The 17,148-nt window shown below is 65.8% G+C and carries 15 protein-coding genes; 6 read left to right on the top strand and 9 right to left on the bottom strand.

All coding sequences use genetic code 11. The features are described 5' to 3' along the window. The 5 genes from ABZ420_RS33540 to ABZ420_RS33520 all read left to right on the top strand — a co-directional run. Positions 1-153 (top strand): sigma factor-like helix-turn-helix DNA-binding protein (locus ABZ420_RS33540; RefSeq protein WP_357131461.1); only part of this gene is annotated, 153 nt, incomplete at its 5' end. Between the two features lie 102 nt (positions 154-255). Further along, entirely contained in the window at positions 256-1,044 is a 789-nt protein-coding gene (locus tag ABZ420_RS33535) for a hypothetical protein (protein WP_357131452.1), read from the top strand. 109 nt (positions 1,045-1,153) lie between these two features. Continuing rightward, a complete protein-coding gene (gene trxB / locus ABZ420_RS33530; protein WP_357131449.1) occupies positions 1,154-2,170 on the top strand; it encodes a thioredoxin-disulfide reductase in 1,017 nt (338 codons plus the stop codon). 54 nt (positions 2,171-2,224) lie between these two features. After that, positions 2,225-2,557: a thioredoxin gene (gene trxA, locus ABZ420_RS33525; protein ID WP_357131446.1), complete on the top strand. Its 333-nt coding sequence runs from the start codon at positions 2,225-2,227 to the stop codon at positions 2,555-2,557. A gap of 160 nt (positions 2,558-2,717) precedes the next feature. Further along, positions 2,718-3,911 carry an N-acetylmuramoyl-L-alanine amidase gene (locus tag ABZ420_RS33520; RefSeq protein ID WP_040871373.1) on the top strand — a complete coding sequence of 398 codons (1,194 nt, stop codon included), beginning with the start codon at positions 2,718-2,720 and terminating at the stop codon, positions 3,909-3,911. 68 nt (positions 3,912-3,979) lie between these two features. Here the strand turns inward: ABZ420_RS33520 and ABZ420_RS33515 are convergent, their stop codons facing one another. The 9 genes from ABZ420_RS33515 to rpmH all read right to left on the bottom strand — a co-directional run bounded on the left by ABZ420_RS33515 (position 3,980) and on the right by rpmH (position 13,769). Further along, complete coding sequence (locus ABZ420_RS33515) at positions 3,980-4,708, bottom strand: GNAT family N-acetyltransferase (RefSeq protein WP_357131458.1); 729 nt, start codon at positions 4,706-4,708, stop codon at positions 3,980-3,982. A 251-nt stretch (positions 4,709-4,959) separates the two neighbouring features. Next, positions 4,960-5,973 (bottom strand): ParB/RepB/Spo0J family partition protein, encoded by a 1,014-nt coding sequence (locus ABZ420_RS33510; RefSeq protein ID WP_357131443.1) that lies wholly within the window; start codon positions 5,971-5,973, stop codon positions 4,960-4,962. 70 nt (positions 5,974-6,043) lie between these two features. Then, positions 6,044-7,051, bottom strand: coding sequence for a ParA family protein (locus tag ABZ420_RS33505; RefSeq protein ID WP_083864147.1), 1,008 nt, complete (start codon positions 7,049-7,051; stop codon positions 6,044-6,046). A 3,042-nt stretch (positions 7,052-10,093) separates the two neighbouring features. Continuing rightward, positions 10,094-10,885: a 16S rRNA (guanine(527)-N(7))-methyltransferase RsmG gene (gene rsmG / locus ABZ420_RS33500; protein ID WP_357131440.1), complete on the bottom strand. Its 792-nt coding sequence runs from the start codon at positions 10,883-10,885 to the stop codon at positions 10,094-10,096. Positions 10,886-11,026: 141 nt separating this feature from the next. After that, on the bottom strand, positions 11,027-11,533 hold the full coding sequence (locus ABZ420_RS33495; RefSeq protein WP_051175727.1) for a protein jag: 507 nt from the start codon (positions 11,531-11,533) through the stop codon (positions 11,027-11,029). 157 nt (positions 11,534-11,690) lie between these two features. Then, positions 11,691-12,773 (bottom strand): membrane protein insertase YidC, encoded by a 1,083-nt coding sequence (gene yidC / locus ABZ420_RS33490; RefSeq protein ID WP_357131437.1) that lies wholly within the window; start codon positions 12,771-12,773, stop codon positions 11,691-11,693. A gap of 4 nt (positions 12,774-12,777) precedes the next feature. Beyond that, positions 12,778-13,176: a membrane protein insertion efficiency factor YidD gene (gene yidD / locus ABZ420_RS33485; RefSeq protein WP_357131434.1), complete on the bottom strand. Its 399-nt coding sequence runs from the start codon at positions 13,174-13,176 to the stop codon at positions 12,778-12,780. Further along, entirely contained in the window at positions 13,173-13,604 is a 432-nt protein-coding gene (gene rnpA, locus ABZ420_RS33480; protein WP_357131431.1) for a ribonuclease P protein component, read from the bottom strand. The genes yidD and rnpA overlap by 4 nt, the downstream gene beginning before the upstream one ends. A gap of 21 nt (positions 13,605-13,625) precedes the next feature. Continuing rightward, positions 13,626-13,769, bottom strand: coding sequence for a 50S ribosomal protein L34 (gene rpmH / locus ABZ420_RS33475; RefSeq protein ID WP_006550910.1), 144 nt, complete (start codon positions 13,767-13,769; stop codon positions 13,626-13,628). A gap of 635 nt (positions 13,770-14,404) precedes the next feature. Between rpmH and dnaA the strand changes: the two genes are divergently transcribed. Beyond that, positions 14,405-16,345 carry a chromosomal replication initiator protein DnaA gene (dnaA, locus tag ABZ420_RS33470; RefSeq protein ID WP_357131428.1) on the top strand — a complete coding sequence of 647 codons (1,941 nt, stop codon included), beginning with the start codon at positions 14,405-14,407 and terminating at the stop codon, positions 16,343-16,345. Positions 16,346-17,148: the final 803 nt, after the last annotated feature.

Raw genomic sequence — 17,148 nt, 5'->3', positions numbered from 1 at the left:
TTGGTCGCGGTGGATGTGGAGGGGTATAGCGTGGCCGAGGCGGCCGCTTTGCTGGGTGTGCCGGAGGGAACGATCAAAAGCAGGTGCGCTCGCGGCCGGCAGCGGTTGAAAGAGCGATTGGATTATCTGCGTGATCCGGGGAACCGGAGGTAGTTGGGATGCGTCATTAACAGTGACGAACCACTGAACGATTCAGAGGCAGGTCCCGTCGGCGAGGGGATCCCCGCGATGTCAGATGCGAACAACGGAGGTGCGATGGCTACCCGGTCCGTGCCGCAGCCCCCGTTCACGCCCGAATTGCTGGCCGACCTGCATGCCGACAATGTGACATCGGCGCAGCGAGAGCAGCTCTGGCCCGCGGTCTCGCGCGACCCGGAGGCAGTGCGGTACCTGGATGCGCTGGACGAGGTCACCACCGAGTTGCGTGCTCTCGGCCGGGATGAGCACATCATCCATTCGATCCCGCAGGACGTGGCGGCCCGGCTCGCTCTGTCCATCGATGAACTGGAACCGCCCGAGGAGACTCCTGCGGAGAACGCCACGGTTCACCAGCTCTACCCCACCCGGGCGCACGAATCCACTGCGGCAGCAGAGGTTTCCGGAACCGCGCCGGTGGTTTTCGGTGGACATCGGCGCGGCAGATCCCGTTGGCTCGCGGCGGCGGCCGCGGCGATAGTCACGGTGGCGGGCGCCGGTGCCTGGTTCTCGACGTCCTTCGACGGCGATGCCCCCGCGCCCACGGCACAACCGACCCCGGGGAACGACGACTGGGGTGACGATCTCAGCGCCACCATGGCCCTCAGCGCACTCGGCAGGAACAACGTCACCGGATCGCTGGCAGGCACCGAAGCGCTCGAACGTTGTGTCCGGGCGAACGGTCTCGACCGCACGGTGCTCGGGTCGACCGACATCAGATTCCAGGGCGGCAACGCGGTGCTCATCCTGCTCAACGGCCCGCAACCGCCCAAGATCACCGCGCTGGTGGTCGGAACCGGCTGCGGTACCGGCGATCCACAGCGCAAGGCATTGCAGGACATCGGCTGACCTTGCGATCTGCGCCACGCACACGGGTGTGACCCGGACAAGCCGGGAACAACAGCCATTACCCTGTTGTTGACCGACACGTCCGATCGAATTTTCCCGGAAGGGCCCCATGAGCGAGCGTAGCGAGCAAAGAAACGACACCGGCACGCCAGTTCGCGACCTGATCATCATCGGCTCCGGACCCGCCGGTTACACGGCCGCCGTCTACGCGGGCCGTGCCGAGCTCCAACCGCTGCAGTTCGAGGGGACCCAGTTCGGCGGCGCGCTGATGACCACCACCGAGGTCGAGAACTTCCCCGGCTTCCGCGGCGGCATCATGGGCCCTGATCTCATGGAGGAGATGCGCGAGCAGGCCAAGCGGTTCGGCGCGGATATCCGCACCGAGGACGTGGATGCCGTCGACTTGACCGGCCCGATCAAGAAGGTCGTCGTCGGCGGGGAGACCTTCGAGGCCTACGCCGTCATCCTCGCCATGGGCTCGGCCGCACGCTACCTGAACGTTCCGGGGGAACAGCGCTTGCTCGGCCGCGGTGTCAGCGCCTGCGCCACCTGCGACGGTTTCTTCTTCAAGGGCCAGGACATCGTGGTGGTCGGCGGCGGCGACTCCGCGATGGAAGAGGCGACCTTCCTCACCAAGTTCGCCGCCAGCGTCACCATCGTGCACCGCCGCGAGGAGTTCCGCGCCTCCCGCATCATGCTGGAGCGGGCGAAGGCGAACGAGAAGATCAAGTTCGCGCTCAACGCCGAAGTGGTCGAGGTGCACGGTGAGACCAGCGTCACCCACCTGACCCTGCGCGACACCAGGACCGGCGAGACCTCCGAGCTGGCCGCCACCGGCCTGTTCGTCGCGATCGGCCACGACCCACGCAGCGAACTCGTCAAGGGCCAGGTCGCCTTGGACGACGAGGGCTATGTACTGGTGCAGCACCCGACCACCGCCACCGAGATCCCCGGCGTCTTCGCCGCAGGCGATCTCGTCGACCACACCTATCGCCAGGCGATCACCGCCGCGGGCACGGGTTGCCGGGCGGCCATCGACGCCGAGCGCTGGTTGGCCGACCAGGGCGACATCACCTCGAACACCCTCGCCCACGCGGGTGAGTCGGTAACCGTCCCCGCCAACTGAGCTCGCGCGAACGATCAACACCTTTCATCTCGCTGTATCGCAAGGAGAACACCCATGCCCGAGTCCGCCAACACGGTCACCGTCACCGACGCGTCCTTCGCCGACGACGTGCTGTTGAGTGAGAAGCCCGTCCTCGTCGATTTCTGGGCGGACTGGTGCGGACCATGCAAGATGGTTGCGCCCGTCTTGGAGGAGATCGCGGCCGCGTACGCGGACAAGCTGACCATCGCGAAGGTGGACGTGGACGCCAACCCGAGCACCGCCCGCGATTATCAGATCCTCTCGCTGCCCACTATGATGCTGTTCCGCGGCGGTAAGCCGGTCAAGCAGATCGTCGGGGCGAAGGGCAAAGCGGCTCTTCTGCGCGAACTCGAAGACGTCATCTGACGGCGCGATCCGACGACGCGCCGTACGATGCCTGGACCCGGGGATTGTCGAAACCCGGTCCGGGTCTGAGACAATCGACCGACGTTCCGGTCGTGCGAAGGTGTATCCCATCGCATGAGTGGGTACCCGCGGGTTTGACGGAAGGAAAGGGCTCTCACGCATGCACCGACTTCGTCACGGCGATTCCGGTCCAGCCGTAGCAGAGGTTCGGAGCACCCTGGCAAGCCTTGGGTTCCTACACGCGCACATCGCTACCGACCACGCGGACACGCGCGAGTATTGGAAGGACACCGAGGTCTCCTTCGACCACCACCTCGACTCCGCGGTTCGCGCATTCCAGCAGCATCGCGGCTTGCTCGTCGACGGCGTGGTCGGCCCGGCCACCTACCGGGCACTGAAGGAAGCGTCCTACCGGCTCGGCGCGCGCACGCTGATCTACCAGTTGTCCGCGCCGCTGTACGGCGACGACGTGGCCACGCTTCAGCGCAGGTTGCAGGACCTCGGCTTCTACGTGCACCGCGTCGACGGCTACTTCGGTCCGCACACCCATGACGCGTTGACCGCTTTCCAACGGGAGATCGGGCTGTCCGCGGACGGTATCTGCGGTCCCGACACCTTGCGCTCGCTGGATCTGCTCGGCGCCAGGGTGACCGGAGGCAATCCACACCGGATCGCCGAGGAAGAGGTGGTGCACCGGGCGGGGCCCCAGCTGACCGGCAAGCGGATCGTCATCGATCCGGGTCTCGGCGGTCCCGACAAGGGTTGCGCCGTACCCTCCGAATACGGCGAGGTCTACGAGTCGGAAATCCTGTGGGACCTGGCCAGCCGTCTGGAAGGGCGGATGGCGGCCACGGGCATGGAGACCTTCCTGTCGCGTCCGTGGGGCGCCAACCCCACCGACGCCGAACGCGCGGACACGTCCAACGCCTTCGACGCCGACTTGATGATCTCGCTGCGCTGTGCCACCAACCCGAGCCCGCTGGCCAACGGTGTGGCCGGGTTCTACTTCGGTAACTCGCACGGCTCGGTGTCCATGATCGGGCAGGTGCTGGCCGGGTTCATCCAGCGGGAGGTCGTTGCCCGAACCTCTCTGCAGGACTGCCGAACCCATGCGCGAACCTGGGATCTTCTGCGTCTCACCAAGATGCCCACCGTGCAGGTCGACATCGGTTATCTGACCAACGAATACGATGCCTCGGTGCTCACCAACCCGCGCATGCGCGACGTGATCGCCGAAGCCATCTTGATCTCGGTGAAGCGGCTGTACCTGCTCGGGCAGGACGACCAGCCGACCGGTACCTACACGTTCGCTGAGCTGCTGGCCGAAGAGCTGGCCGCCGCGGACCGTATGTAGCCTCGGCTTTCTCGCAACGAAAACGCCCCCTGCCTTCCGACTCGGCAGAGGGCGTTTCGGCGTTTGCGTCAGCGCGCCCCGATGCGGGTCGGCGCGGTCATCGATGCCGCCGCGAGCAGCTGATCCAGCGCCCGTTCGACGTCTTCCTTCCAGCCGTGGTCGGAGTCGAGTTCCAACCGCAAGCGGGGGAATCTGTGATGCTGGGCCACGACCTCGAAGCCGACATCCTCCAGGAAGTCGGCGTCGATCATGCAGCTCTCGGGCGAGCACTCGGTCGTCGCGCCCGCTGCACCCGCCCCCTTGATCGGTGCGACGATCCGCTCGAGCAATGTCATCGAGCCGGATCGCTCCGCGAGCGCCTGCGTCGCAGGGTCGGTACGGATGCCGAACGCTTCCAGAGCGCGCACGCCACGGCGCACCAGATCGGCTACCACGGCCTGGACCAGGCGATGGGCTACATCGGCGCCCTGATACGGAAATTCGGCCCGCAGCGTGGTCAGCAGGATCGCGTCCGGGCTCACGGGGGAGGTGGGGAAGAGCGCGGCCCGAGGTACCACCCTCGGCGGTGCGTAGAAGGCACAGCCGGCGACGCTGCCGTCGACGTTCGCCACCTGTCCGCACGAACCCCACTCCAGCATGACCGTGGACAGCCAGGCTTCCTTCTCGAACACCGGATCGCTGAAATTGCGCGAGTCCTCCGCCACCGCGGGGTCCATTTCCCAGAAGACGCAGCGCCGCGCGTGCGCGGGAAGCTTTTCCAGTCCGCCGAGGGTTAGTGCTGTGACGCTGGTCGACACCGCTCTGCTCAGCCTCCAGCTGTCCGATTCATCCACGCTCACGTCGCATCAAAGTCTGTTCGCCAGCAAGAATAAGCGATCAAGGGGAACCCGCCTCATTCCATGTCGCTGTGCTGTTGGTCAAAAGAACTTGTGTTGCTTCGCCGGGAGCGACCCGCGCTCCACGACCGCGCGAAACCCTGCCGTCACAGTGACGTTTCAGCCGGGAACACGCACCTATCGAAACCACAAGTTTAATTTCGTCACTTCTGTCACACCTGGGGCGCGCTCTGCTCCATCAGGGCGACGATCCTTTCGAGGTCTTCGACCGACCCGAACTCGACGACGATCTTGCCTTTGCGCTTGCCCATACTCACGAGGACCCGGGTGTCGAAGGAGCCGGACAGCCGATCGGCCACGGCTTGTAGGCCCGGCATCTCGATCGGCTTGCGACGGACGACGGGAGAGGGCGCGGCCGCGTCCTGCTCTCGGTTCGCCAGCATGACAGCTTCCTCGGTGGCCCGGACCGAGAGTCCCTCGGCGACGATTCGGGCGGCAAGCACCTCTTGAGCGTCCGCACCCGCTTCGAGACCGAGCAGTGCTCGCGCGTGCCCGGCGGACAGTACGCCCGCCGCGACCCGGCGCTGCACCGGGATCGGCAACTTCAGTAGACGGATCATATTCGTCACAACCGGTCGAGAGCGGCCGATTCGCGAGGCCAATTCCTCGTGGGTGACGTCGAATTCCTCCAGCAGCTGCTGATAGGCCGCCGCCTCTTCGAGCGGGTTCAGCTGCACCCGGTGGATGTTCTCCAGCAGGGCGTCGCGCAACATAGACTCGTCCGCGGTCTCCCGGACGATCGCGGGAATGGCGGCGAGGCCCGCTTCCTGGCACGCTCGCCAGCGCCGCTCGCCCATGACCAGCTGATAGCGGTCCACGCCCGGCTCGGTCCGGCGCACCACGATCGGCTGCATCAGACCGAATTCGCGGATCGAATGCACCAGCTCGGCTAGGGCGTCTTCTTCGAAGACCGTGCGCGGCTGCTTCGGATTCGGCTCGATCTGGTCCGGCGGGATCTCCCGGTAGATGGCGCCGCCGGCCTCGAGTTCGGCGTTGTCGGCCGGATCCGGTACCCGATGCAGATAGGTGGAGGGGGGCTGCGGCCCGACCGGATCCAGACCGATGACACTCGCAGCGGCGCTGCTGAGGCCCGGAGCGGCCGTCGGTGTCGTCGGAATCAGCGCGGCGAGACCGCGCCCGAGCCCACCCTTCTTCGCCTGACTCATCGGTCTACCGACCCCTTCCTCGTTCCGCCACCAAACCGGACTGTGCAGGGCGCCGACCCGGCCCGCCGAGTCACTCCGCCGACTTCGTTGCGGCGACGCGCGGGACCGCGCGGGCCGCCATCTCACGTCCGGCATCCAGGTAGCTCATCGCGCCCCGGGAGCCTGGATCATAATCGAGCACCGTCATGCCGTAACCGGGCGCCTCCGACACCTTCACACTGCGTGGGATCACCGACCGCAGCACGACATCGCCGAAGTGCCCGCGGACCTCCTCCGCGACCTGGTCGGCCAACTTGGTGCGACCGTCGTACATCGTGAGGATCACGGTCGAGACGTGGAGTTCCGGATTCAGGTGCGCCTGCACCAGTCCGATATTGCGGAGCAACTGACCGACGCCCTCCAGCGCGTAGTACTCGCACTGGATCGGGATCAGCACCTCCTTCGCCGCGACGAGCGCGTTCACCGTCAGCAGACCCAAGGAAGGCGGGCAGTCGATCATCACGTAATCGATGTCGTAACCGGCGATGTTCGCCTCTTGGATCGCGGCTTTCAGCCGACCCTCCCTGGCCACCATCGACACGAGTTCGATCTCGGCGCCCGCCAGATCGATGGTCGCGGGGATACACAGGAGACGCTCACTGTGCGGGCTCGTCTGGATCGCGTCCCTCACCGAGACCTCGCCGATGAGCAACTCGTAACTGGAGGGGACGCCCGAATGGTGCTCGATACCCAGGGCGGTGCTGGCGTTGCCCTGTGGGTCGAGATCGATCACGAGAACCGTCATCCCCTGATGCGCCAGGGCAGCCGCCAGATTCACGGTGGTGGTCGTCTTCCCGACCCCGCCCTTCTGATTGGCGATCGTGATGATGCGTTGCTCGTGCGGTTTCGGCACAGTCACCTTTCCTGGATGGAGGACCTGACTTGCACGTTGCGCTTCGGCAGCGATCGGGGTCTCACTGGGGGAGATGTGCCCGAACGGCGTATTTCCGAATGCCTCCGCGTCGAAATTGCTGGAGTCCAGCATCCCCGGCACGCGCGACGTTGTTTCCCGTGAAACATTCGCCGGACCGCTCGACATAGACAGCTCCTAACCCGAGAAACTTCAGAACACGTACGCGCGATAGGACGGATCGGCGCCGTGCCAGCAACAGCCTTTGTCGGATCGAACACGATGCACAACCGGGTCCGCAGCGCCCGATCGACCGAGCGGAGCTCCTCGCCGCTGTGACAACCAGATCCCTCCGTGGCACCTACGCTCACGCCCGACGGACACTAGCTTGCCAGCACTGAGCGGTTTAAGAAAGCTGAATCGCGGCGAGGCGCAAAGCGACACGCAAATCCGCACGAATTCACTCCGCCACGCGCGCTGTTTCACATGAAACATTGGCCGCGAACCAGGGGGCGGGACGGTTCGACCTGACGGACTGAGCATCGAAGACCGGGCGGCTGGGTCGCAGCGACGGTTCGGCCGACCTGCTTCCGGCCGCCTCGACGAGCGTCCTCCGTCCAGCGGATACTTCTTCGTTCCACGGGATGGGCTCACCTGGTCACGAAAGTGGCGGACGACGAGGCGATGGACGTTGCAGCGGCCGATGGCGATAACGGACAGGGGATTCCACCATGCCTTGGAAGTGCATCGGCGTCGGGTGCCTGAATCGTGCTCGTGTCATGCCGGGGATGCTGAGCGGAAACGGGCGAGTGTTCCACTGCGTGCCGCACTAAGCCATCGGCGATCCGCTTTAGGATGCGGCAGCGATCGAGTGTGGCAGAGGCGGAGAAGTGCTCCGCCGGAAGGCTGGAGCATATGCAGCCGCATCGCCAATGGAAGACCGGCCGTTGGCGATCCGAGCTGAAGGGAAGTATCAGCCACTCGGTTCCGCCGTCTGTTCAACACCGCACACGATGTTTCACGTGAATCATCGTGTGCCGCAATCTCCAAGCTTGCGCACACAGCGCCCCAGATAGCCCACTGCTCGCGAGGTGCACTGGTCGCGCCACCCGCAGACAATCACTTCTCCAGCGTGGGCGTTTGCTTATGGGAGGGGGAACCACCTCGGGCCCAACCGCCTGCCGATTCCGAAGACTTGCATATCGCGGATACAGCCGCATCATGCCCGTGTTGTATGCCGACCTCACTGCCCGCCGTCGCTGCCCCTCCGCCCTTTCGTGCCCTCTCCCTTTCGCGCCTTTCGTTCGTGCGTACCCTTCACTCGGGCGCGCTTCACCTTCTGCGATCTCCGCTCGTGCGCGCTCTCGGTTCTCGCACTCTCCCGCCCTTCCGCGTTCTCCCGCCCTTCCGCGCGCTCAGTTCTCCCGCGCGCTCGACTCTTCCGTGTCCACCGCTCGTCCGCGCGCTCACTTCTCGCGCGCCCCTCGGCTCTTCATGCCCACCGCTCATCCGCGCGCCCAGTCTTGCGCTCTCCCACCCTTCCGCGCCCTCCGCCCTGCCAGCGACCCTCCGCCCTACCGCGCGCTCCGCCCTACCGCGCGCTCCGCCCTACCGCGCGCTCCGCCCTACCGTGTCCACCGCCCTACCGTGTCCACCCCTCGTCCGCGCGCTCACTCCCATGCACCCCTCGGTTCTTCGTGCTCAACGCGCATCCGTGCGCCGCTCTCCCATCCTTCCGCGCCCTCCGCCCTACCACGCTCAGTTCTTCCGCGCCCTCCGCTAGTCCGCGCGCCCAGTTCTCGCACTTTCCCACTCTTCCGTGTCACCGCTCGTCCGTGCGCTCGGCTCCTCCGTGTCACCGCTCGTTCGCGCGCTCGGCTCTCACGCGCCTCCCGGCTCTTCATGCACACCACTCGTCCACGCCCTCGGTTCTCGCGCTTTCCGCCCTTGTGCCCTTCCCCCTTCCGCACGCTCCCGCCCTTCCGCGCGCTCAGCTCATGCGTGCCCTCGGCTCTCGTGCCCACCACGTCCGCGGCTCCACCCTCCGTGCCTTCACCTTCGTCTGCGCACTCCGTCGTTCTGTACCCATCTACCGCGTGGCGCACCTTGCTTCCTCTTCGCCGGTGCGCCGCACCTTCCGCGCTTCAGCCTTCTGCGCGGTTCACCAACCTGCGCCTCTAGAATTCGCCCCGCTATCGCTTTCGTGCACTCCTCTCATCTGCGCCGCCGCACACATCCACTCTGGTGCGCGAATCACCTTCGCCTGTGCGCACTCACCTCGCCGCTCGGCATGTCCGTAGTTGGCGCGAACCAAGTCAGGGGCGCAATGGGAATGGCCCGGTGCGTAGAACACTCGATCCTTTATGCTCCGCAACCCGGCATGACGCGAGCGCGCTATCCAAATACTCAACGGACTGGCTTGGCCTGCCGCGCCGCGAGGCACACGCAGTCACGCTCGGCTAACGCCCGTCTGCAAGAGGGCGCCGAAGGCTCCTTCGCACAGCGCACCTAGAAGCAACAAATCTCTTTGCCGCACCGCAATCTTCCAGGATGCAGAGGACTCTGTTAACCGTCACACGGTGGATGATCGCACCGGCACCTCCCATGCCCGACCCTCCCGCCGAAGATGCTCCTTCCGACCTCACCCGGCCGCGCGCGGCGGCGGCGACGATGACACGTCGTGGCCCGACAAGAAGCCGACTGTGATTCACGTGAAACATTGGGATGGTCAGGCGCGCTGGCCGCGAACCGCAGCGCTCGGCTCCGATTCACGTGAAACATACGGAGGCGGTAGCCATTCGACTTGACGTCGCCAACCAGTGAAGCGACTTCACCACTACCTCGGATGGATCCTCGGGAACTCGGGCGCCGCCAGACGCGGTTCTGTTGTCGCCTCCCTCGGGGTGAACGGGCTGGTGCCCGTTTGCCAGCAACGTGTCCGACAGGCGCGCGGCACTGGCTGTTCGAGGCCGAACAGTCCACAGCCCGAACGGATCCGCCGCGTCGCATTCGACGCGGACAACGCGCGAATGCTGGGCGCGCCTGATACCGAGCTACGGCCGGGCGACTCGGCACGTATGGATGATGTTTTCGCGCGCCCGATGGCGATCGCGGTGGGATTCCGGGTAGCGAACATATCCGCTTGACGGTGTTCGACTTTCATCATTTCGTCAGGGTGACGAAATGTGCCCAGGTCCTAGGTCGGTTATGACATCTTCGGCGTCGAAGCTTCTACTTGGCCTTGCGCGTCGCACGCTTGCGCCCGCGTTCCTTCGCCGCCGTCCGCTCTGCCTTACCTTCGCGTTCGACCGCTCGTTCGGCCCGTCGCAGGGAACTGCGCTCCGCGCGGGGGAGCCGTTCGGCGCTGATCACCATGGTGGGCGTGGCCACCAGGCCGACACCGCATTGCAGCACGACCGCATTGCCGGCTCCGGCTTTCGCCAGAGCGGCGCCATCACGTTCCAGTTCTTCTGCTGCGCTGGAACCCTTGAGTGCGAGCATGTGCCCGTGGTCGCGTAGGAGGGGGAGTGACCACTGAGCGAGTTTGCCGAGCGGAGCTACCGCGCGAGAGGTGACAACGTCCGCGCCACCGGCTTCTTTCATCACACCGGACTGCTCGGCCCGTCCTCGCACCACGGTTACATCCAAATCCACCGATTCGATGAACTCGCTCAGAAACACGGTTCGGCGCAGCAATGGTTCGACCAGGGTGATCCGCAGGTCCGGCCGCGCGATCGCAAGCGGGATACCGGGCAAGCCGGCGCCACTGCCGATGTCGACCACGGAGGCTCCCTCAGCGATCAACTCGCCGAGGACTGCACAGTTGAGGATGTGGCGATCCCAGAGGCGGGGCACCTCGCGTGGGCCGATCAAGCCGCGCTCCACGCCCGCGGTCGCCAGCGCCGTGCAATATCGACGCGCGAGATCGAGTCGGTCGCCGAAAACGGTGGCTGCCGACGCGGGTGGCTCCAGCTCCGCGGGTACCGCGGCGGCTCCACCGAGATCTCGTTCCACGTGAAACATCCTTCCGAACTCGGGTCGATCTACGAGCGAGCAATCGGGCTCCGGACACGAACAAGGCCCCCGATCCGAAGACCAGAGGCCCTATCCAACCACTACCCGTCCGGGCCGCGAAACATGCCGCCCGCTTGGGGATGCCGTGGGTCAACCGGGAACAACCACCACGTGCCGGTTCGGTTCCACGCCTTCACTCTCGCTGCTGACACCCTCCACAGCGGCCACCGCGTCGTGCACGATCTTGCGCTCGAACGGCGTCATGGGCGCGAGCGACTCCGGCTCGCCGGAGTCCAGCACTCGCTGCGCCGCCGCCGCTCCGAGTTCGCTCAGTTCGGACCGCCGTTTGGCCCGCCACCCTGCTACGTCCAACATCAGTCTGCTGCGCACGCCGGTCGCCTGCTGGACGGCCAGACGAGTCAGCTCCTGCAACGCGTCGAGCACCTCGCCGTTGCGTCCGACGAGCTTCGTCAGATCGCGTCCGCCGTCGATGCTCACCACCGCACGGTCGCCTTCCACGTCGAGATCGATGTCGCCGTCGAAGTCCAGTACGTCGAGCAGCTGCTCGAGGTAGTCGCCGGCGATCTCGCCTTCCTCGATGAGCGCTTCCTCGGCATCGGTCACGACATCGCCGGTGTCCGCCTCGGCGTTCGCCATCGTCGTCGCCACGGTGGCATCCCCTCCGTCGGTCTCAACAGTCATTTGATTTCCTTCATCTGCTCATCGCGCGCGCCGGGCAATCGCCGCCGGGCGGTATTCGCGATCAAGGGTTGCTCAGCGGTCGAGGTAGGCGGATCAGCCCACCGATCGGTCGTCAGCGCCTGCGCTTCTGATTCGCCCTACCCCGGTTGCCCGGCCGCTTCTGGCCGGCCGGTCGGCGTTGGCCCGCGGCCTGCTTCGACGGCTTCGCGGTGCCATTCGTCGATGCGGCAGCAGTGTCCTCGTCCGACCCGGCATCGGCCGCGGCGGTGGATGCCGGCTTCTTCTTCACGTTGACCGGTTTGGCGCCGGGCTTCGGCGCGTTCTGCGCGCGCTGCTCCAGCTTCGCCTGCTTCTTGGCTTCTTCTTCTTTCGCCATGCGACCGAACACGAGGTGCTGCTGCCCGTAGGTCCAGATGTTGTTGGACACCCAGTACAGCAGGATGGCGATGGGCAGGAACGGGCCACCGACGAGCACGCCGAGGGGGAACACCCACAGCGCGAGCTTGTTCATCATCGCGGCCTGCGGGTTGGCCGCGGCTTCCGGCGTCTGCCGCGCCACCGACGCGCGGGCGTTGAAGTGGGTCGCCAGACCCGCGATGACCATCAGGGGAATTGCGACGAGCGCGATGCTCAGCTTGCTCGGTACGCCGCCGTAGCTGGCGAATGCCTGCAGTTCGTTGACGGGTGTGGTGATGAACGCCGAGATCGGCGCTCCGAAGATACGGGCGCTCAGGAAGGACTGGACATCGGCCGCACTGAAGACGTAGTTCGCGGTGTTCGCGTTCTGCTCCGGCGTCATCGCGAGCTGACCGAGGCCGTGGCCGGTCCGGTTGAACGAGCGAAGCACATGGAAGAGTCCGAGGAACACCGGGACCTGAGCGAGGATAGGCAGGCAACCCATCAGCGGGTTGAAGCCGTTGTCCTTCTGCAGCTTCTGCATCTCGACCGCCATCTTCTGGCGATCGTTCTTGTATTTCTTCTGCAGCTCTTTGATCTGCGGCTGCAGTTCCTGCATCTGCTTGGTGGTGCGCACCTGCTTGACGAACGGCTTGTAGAGCACCAGGCGCAAGGTGAACACCAGGAACACCACGGCCAGCGCCCAGGTGAGACCGTTGTCCGCGCCGAACGCGAACCCGAAGACCCGATGCCAGAACCAGAGGATCCAGGACACCGGGTAATAAATGAAGTCGAGCACGGCTCTATGCACTCCCGTCGTTCGTGTCGCCGATCACCGCGTGCGGCGATCCTTTACAAGCGTTCGGCTCCGACCGCGGTTCGGCGGGCAGGCTCGGTCCCTGCGTCGCCGCGTCGGTCGCTGACCCGTCCGCCGGCACGGCGCGGGATGTGCTCCGCTTCCGTTCCGGGACGGGGTCCCACCCACCAGGGTGCCAGGGCGCGCATTTGGCCAAACGCACGACCGTCAGTCCGAGCCCGATGAACAGGCCCCGAGTGCGCAGTGCGGTAACCGCGTACTCGCTACAGGTCGGGGTGAAACGGCACACCGGCATGCGGGTAGGGGAGACGTAGGTCCGATACAGCTCGATCGAAAAGATCAGCACGTTCACGGGCAGTCTGGCGATCTTCGCCCAAAGGCTCATGCCCGGCCGCCCGTCGACACGCCCGTCTCGGCGGCGAGGCCGAGCTTGCGCAGTGCGGTGCGTACCTGGCGCAGCAGGTCCTCCGACGAAGCCGTCGCGGCGCCCGGAAGCGCACGGATCACGACATCGGTCCCTGGCGGCAGTTCGTCGACCACCTGGGCGCACATATGACGCAGGCGGCGGGCCACGCGATGTCGAATCACCGCGTTGCCCACCGCCTTGCTGACGATCAACCCGAACCGCGGCCCGCCTACGCGGACCAGCAGGTCGTCCGGGACCTGATCATTCCGTCCATTCGCGCCCACAACTCCGTCATACCCGTGTGCGAGCGCATGCACGACCAGATCACGCCTCCCGATTCGCTGGCCGCGGCGCACCGTCCGGGAGAAGTCGGCACGATGATGCAACCGATACGGCTCAGGCAACACCCGAGCGTCCGAGAGCGAGGATCAGGCAGTGAGGGAGGCGCGGCCCTTACGGCGACGCGCCGAGACGATGGCGCGACCCGCACGGGTGCGCATCCGGAGGCGGAAGCCGTGAACCCGCGCCCGACGACGGTTGTTCGGCTGGAACGTCCGCTTGCCCTTGGCCACGGTCAACACTCCTCGAGTAGGCGGGCACCAGGTGGTGCCCGAAGCTTGTCGGTGATACCTATATTGCGCGAATGAATCGCAGGTCTGGTCATCATCGGCGCGCGTCGGTCCTGGCGCACAGTCGGTCGATCACGACCTAAACGCGGTCAGCACAAGACCGTCACCGCACCAAGGGGTGACTGTACGAGGGTACTGATCGGTCCGGGACGGGTCAAACTCGACCCCCTGTTTCCCCGGCCTCGGCGACCAGGTGGAATCGGTCGTCCGGAGTCGGGCGTTCCGGCCATCCCCGTGAGTTCGTCCACACCCCTAGCCATCGCGTAGACTTGGCCACCAAGGTACGTAGCCGGACGATTGCTGTAGAACCGCAGGTCGCAGCGTTGTCCTCTCCGCGCATGTGCGCGTTTCACAGCTCCCCAGGGTTCTCCACATCTGTGGATAATTGTGTGGAAAGACCCCTGGAGTGGCATATTCGTAGGGCCGACGGTGCCCACGCCGCTGTCCTGATGGGGGACCCGGACAGCGTCCGAACCGGTTACGGACGTACGCAGGATCACGGGACCACCCCCGAGCATCACATTCCACGCGTGCCCCGGCCGTCTGCTCCTATCGACCTACTCCGGGGAGGAAACTGCATGGACGACGAGCAGAACGTGCTGGCCACGGTATGGCCCGAGGTTGTGAGCGAGCTGACTACCGGATCGCCGGACGGCGCCATCCCTCCGGTCACCCGGGCGCAGCAGGCCTGGCTGAAACTGGTCAAGCCGCTGACGGTCGCACAGGGGTTCGCCCTGCTCTCCGTGCCCTCGTCGCTGGCTCAGGAGGCCATCGAACGCGATCTGCGCGAGCCCATCCTCCGTTCCCTCGGCCGCAGGCTCGGCCCCCAGGTGGAAGGACTCGGCGTCCGGATCGCCGCCCCGACCACCCCGACCGTCGACCGCCAGAGCAACACCCCACGGCACGCGCGGATGACGAGCAGGCCCGAGCGCCCACGAGAAGGCCGGCCTCCTGCCTCCTACCCCGGTTCGGAATTCCCCGGCCGCGACGCGTACCCGGGGCCGCGTTATGCACAACCCGCCGCCGACTTCCCCGCGGCTTCTCCTTACAACGACAGCTCCGACTACCCCGGCGCCGACTACGGGCAGGACTTCGCTCCGCCGGAGGAGTACCGCCAGCCGGAGTACGCCCGTACCGACTATCCACAGCACGGTGAGTACTCCACGACGGCCGAACTGCCCATGATGTCCGGGCCGGACGCCGCACCGCGCCGCGAACCCGGACTTCCGCCGCGCCGGGAGCCTGCCATCCCGCCGGGGCAGGAGTCGCTGTTCAACCCCGAACCGTCGCCGGGCAGTGCGCGCGGCCCGCTCCGTGCGCCGCTGCGCGAGACCAACGACGACGACTCGGGACCGGCGCACGATCCGGTACGTGAGCCGGTGGCCGAACGTCCGCGCGGCGATCATGACGACGAGCCCGTGGTGAACGTCCGCAACTCGTGGCCCACCTACTTCGCCAAGTCGCAGGAATCGCCCGCTCCGTCGACGTCCTCGGCCAGCCTGAACGCGAAGTACACCTTCGAAACCTTCGTCATCGGCGCGTCCAACCGCTTCGCGCATGCGGCGGCCGTCGCCATCGCCGAAGCCCCCGCCCGCGCCTACAACCCGTTGTTCGTCTGGGGCGCCTCGGGATTGGGCAAGACGCACCTGCTGCACGCGGCGGGCCATTACGCGCAGCGTCTCTTCCCGGGTATGCGGGTCAAGTACGTGTCGACCGAAGAGTTCACCAACGACTTCATCAACAGCCTGCGCGACGACCGCAAGGTCGCGTTCAAGCGCCGTTACCGCGAGACCGACATCCTGCTGGTCGACGACATCCAGTTCATCGAGGGCAAGGAAGGCATCCAAGAGGAGTTCTTCCACACCTTCAACACGCTGCACAACGCGAACAAACAGATCGTCGTCTCCTCGGATCGTCCCCCCAAGCAGTTGGCCACGCTGGAAGAGCGGCTGCGGACGCGATTCGAATGGGGACTGATCACCGATGTGCAGCCGCCGGAACTGGAGACGCGCATCGCCATCCTGCGCAAGAAGGCGCGCATGGACCGGCTCGATGTGCCACACGACGTGCTGGAGCTGATCGCCAGCCGGGTGGAGCGCAACATTCGCGAGCTGGAGGGCGCGCTGATCCGGGTGACCGCGTTCGCCTCGCTGAACGGCCAGCCACTGGATCTTCCGCTGGCCGAAGTGGTGCTGCGCGACCTGATGCCGGACACCGCGGCGCTGGAGATCAACGCGGCCACGATCATGGCCGTCACGGCGGAGTACTTCAACACCACGTTGGAAGAGCTCACCGGTCCCGGTAAGGCTCGCCCGCTGGCCCAAGCCAGGCAGATCGCCATGTATCTGTGCCGCGAGTTGACCGACCTGTCTTTGCCGAAGATCGGCCAGGCGTTCGGCCGCGACCACACCACGGTGATGTACGCGGAGAAAAAGGTACGCAAGGAGATGACCGAGCGGCGCCGCGTCTACGACCAGGTGCAGGAACTCACAGCCCGGATCAAGCAGCGCTCCCGCTGAGCGGTATCCACACCCGAGCACCGCCCCTGACCTGGGGCGGTGCTTTTTTGTGGGTTGTGGATTCCTCGAGGAATCCCTGTGGAGTCCTCGAGGAATCCACTGGTTTGTCCACCGATCCGCTAACAGGGCGCGGTGATCGCCTCCTCGAGTCCGCTCACAGGGCGAATTCCACAGTTTCCCCAGGCATGTTTGCGCACAGGCGCTGACCTGGGACCTGTCCGGATCGGGCCTTGTGGAATCCTCGAGGAGTCCGTGTGGAGTCCTCGAGGATTCCTCGAGCTGTCCACGGTTTCGTGCACATGTGTGAACAACCGGGTGAATCCGGTGGAACAACTCGAGGACCACTCGAGGATGAATCTGGGACAACTGCGGAACCTCCACAGACCCCTCGTGTTCATCCTCGAGACACTCCACGGCCATCCCCACGGCACCACGCCCCCTGAGCAGCGGATTCGGGCGCAGTCCACAGAATCCACAGCGCCTACTACTACTTCAGTTCTTCTCATTAGAGATCTCTCTTCAAAACAGGGTGTGTGGAAAGTCGGTCGGACGCCGCACCTTCGCCGGCGGTCCCGGTTTCCGGGCAAGGACGACAAGGGATCCAGTAGTGCCGAAGCCGGACCGGCATCCGTCGTCCGTGCCCGCGGTATGCCCACGACTCGGTCCCCGTGCTCCGCCCGCTCGTCCGCGCTCGGGACTCGCCTATTCATGGCGCCGGAGGGTCGGGCTAGGTGCACGTCGCTCGCGCGGGTACGGTTTGATGTCTGTCGCCTGTGCCAGACTGCGAAGGCGGCCGATTCGGC

The sequence above is a fragment of the Nocardia sp. NPDC005745 genome (assembly GCF_040630775.1).
GTDB lineage: Bacteria > Actinomycetota > Actinomycetes > Mycobacteriales > Mycobacteriaceae > Nocardia.
This window is presented reverse-complemented; position numbering and strand designations above follow the sequence as displayed.

Bases quoted from the DNA above. Each gene is read 5' to 3' on its own strand.
- ABZ420_RS33535 (WP_357131452.1), top strand. From the start codon at position 256: ATGGCTACCCGGTCCGTGCCGCAGCCCCCGTTCACGCCCGAATTGCTG.
- trxB (WP_357131449.1), top strand. From the start codon at position 1,154: ATGAGCGAGCGTAGCGAGCAAAGAAACGACACCGGCACGCCAGTTCGC.
- trxA (WP_357131446.1), top strand. From the start codon at position 2,225: ATGCCCGAGTCCGCCAACACGGTCACCGTCACCGACGCGTCCTTCGCC.
- ABZ420_RS33520 (WP_040871373.1), top strand. From the start codon at position 2,718: ATGCACCGACTTCGTCACGGCGATTCCGGTCCAGCCGTAGCAGAGGTT.
- ABZ420_RS33510 (WP_357131443.1), bottom strand. From the start codon at position 5,973: ATGAGTCAGGCGAAGAAGGGTGGGCTCGGGCGCGGTCTCGCCGCGCTG.
- ABZ420_RS33505 (WP_083864147.1), bottom strand. From the start codon at position 7,051: ATGTCGAGCGGTCCGGCGAATGTTTCACGGGAAACAACGTCGCGCGTG.
- rsmG (WP_357131440.1), bottom strand. From the start codon at position 10,885: ATGTTTCACGTGGAACGAGATCTCGGTGGAGCCGCCGCGGTACCCGCG.
- ABZ420_RS33495 (WP_051175727.1), bottom strand. From the start codon at position 11,533: ATGGCGAACGCCGAGGCGGACACCGGCGATGTCGTGACCGATGCCGAG.
- yidD (WP_357131434.1), bottom strand. From the start codon at position 13,176: ATGAGCCTTTGGGCGAAGATCGCCAGACTGCCCGTGAACGTGCTGATC.
- dnaA (WP_357131428.1), top strand. From the start codon at position 14,405: ATGGACGACGAGCAGAACGTGCTGGCCACGGTATGGCCCGAGGTTGTG.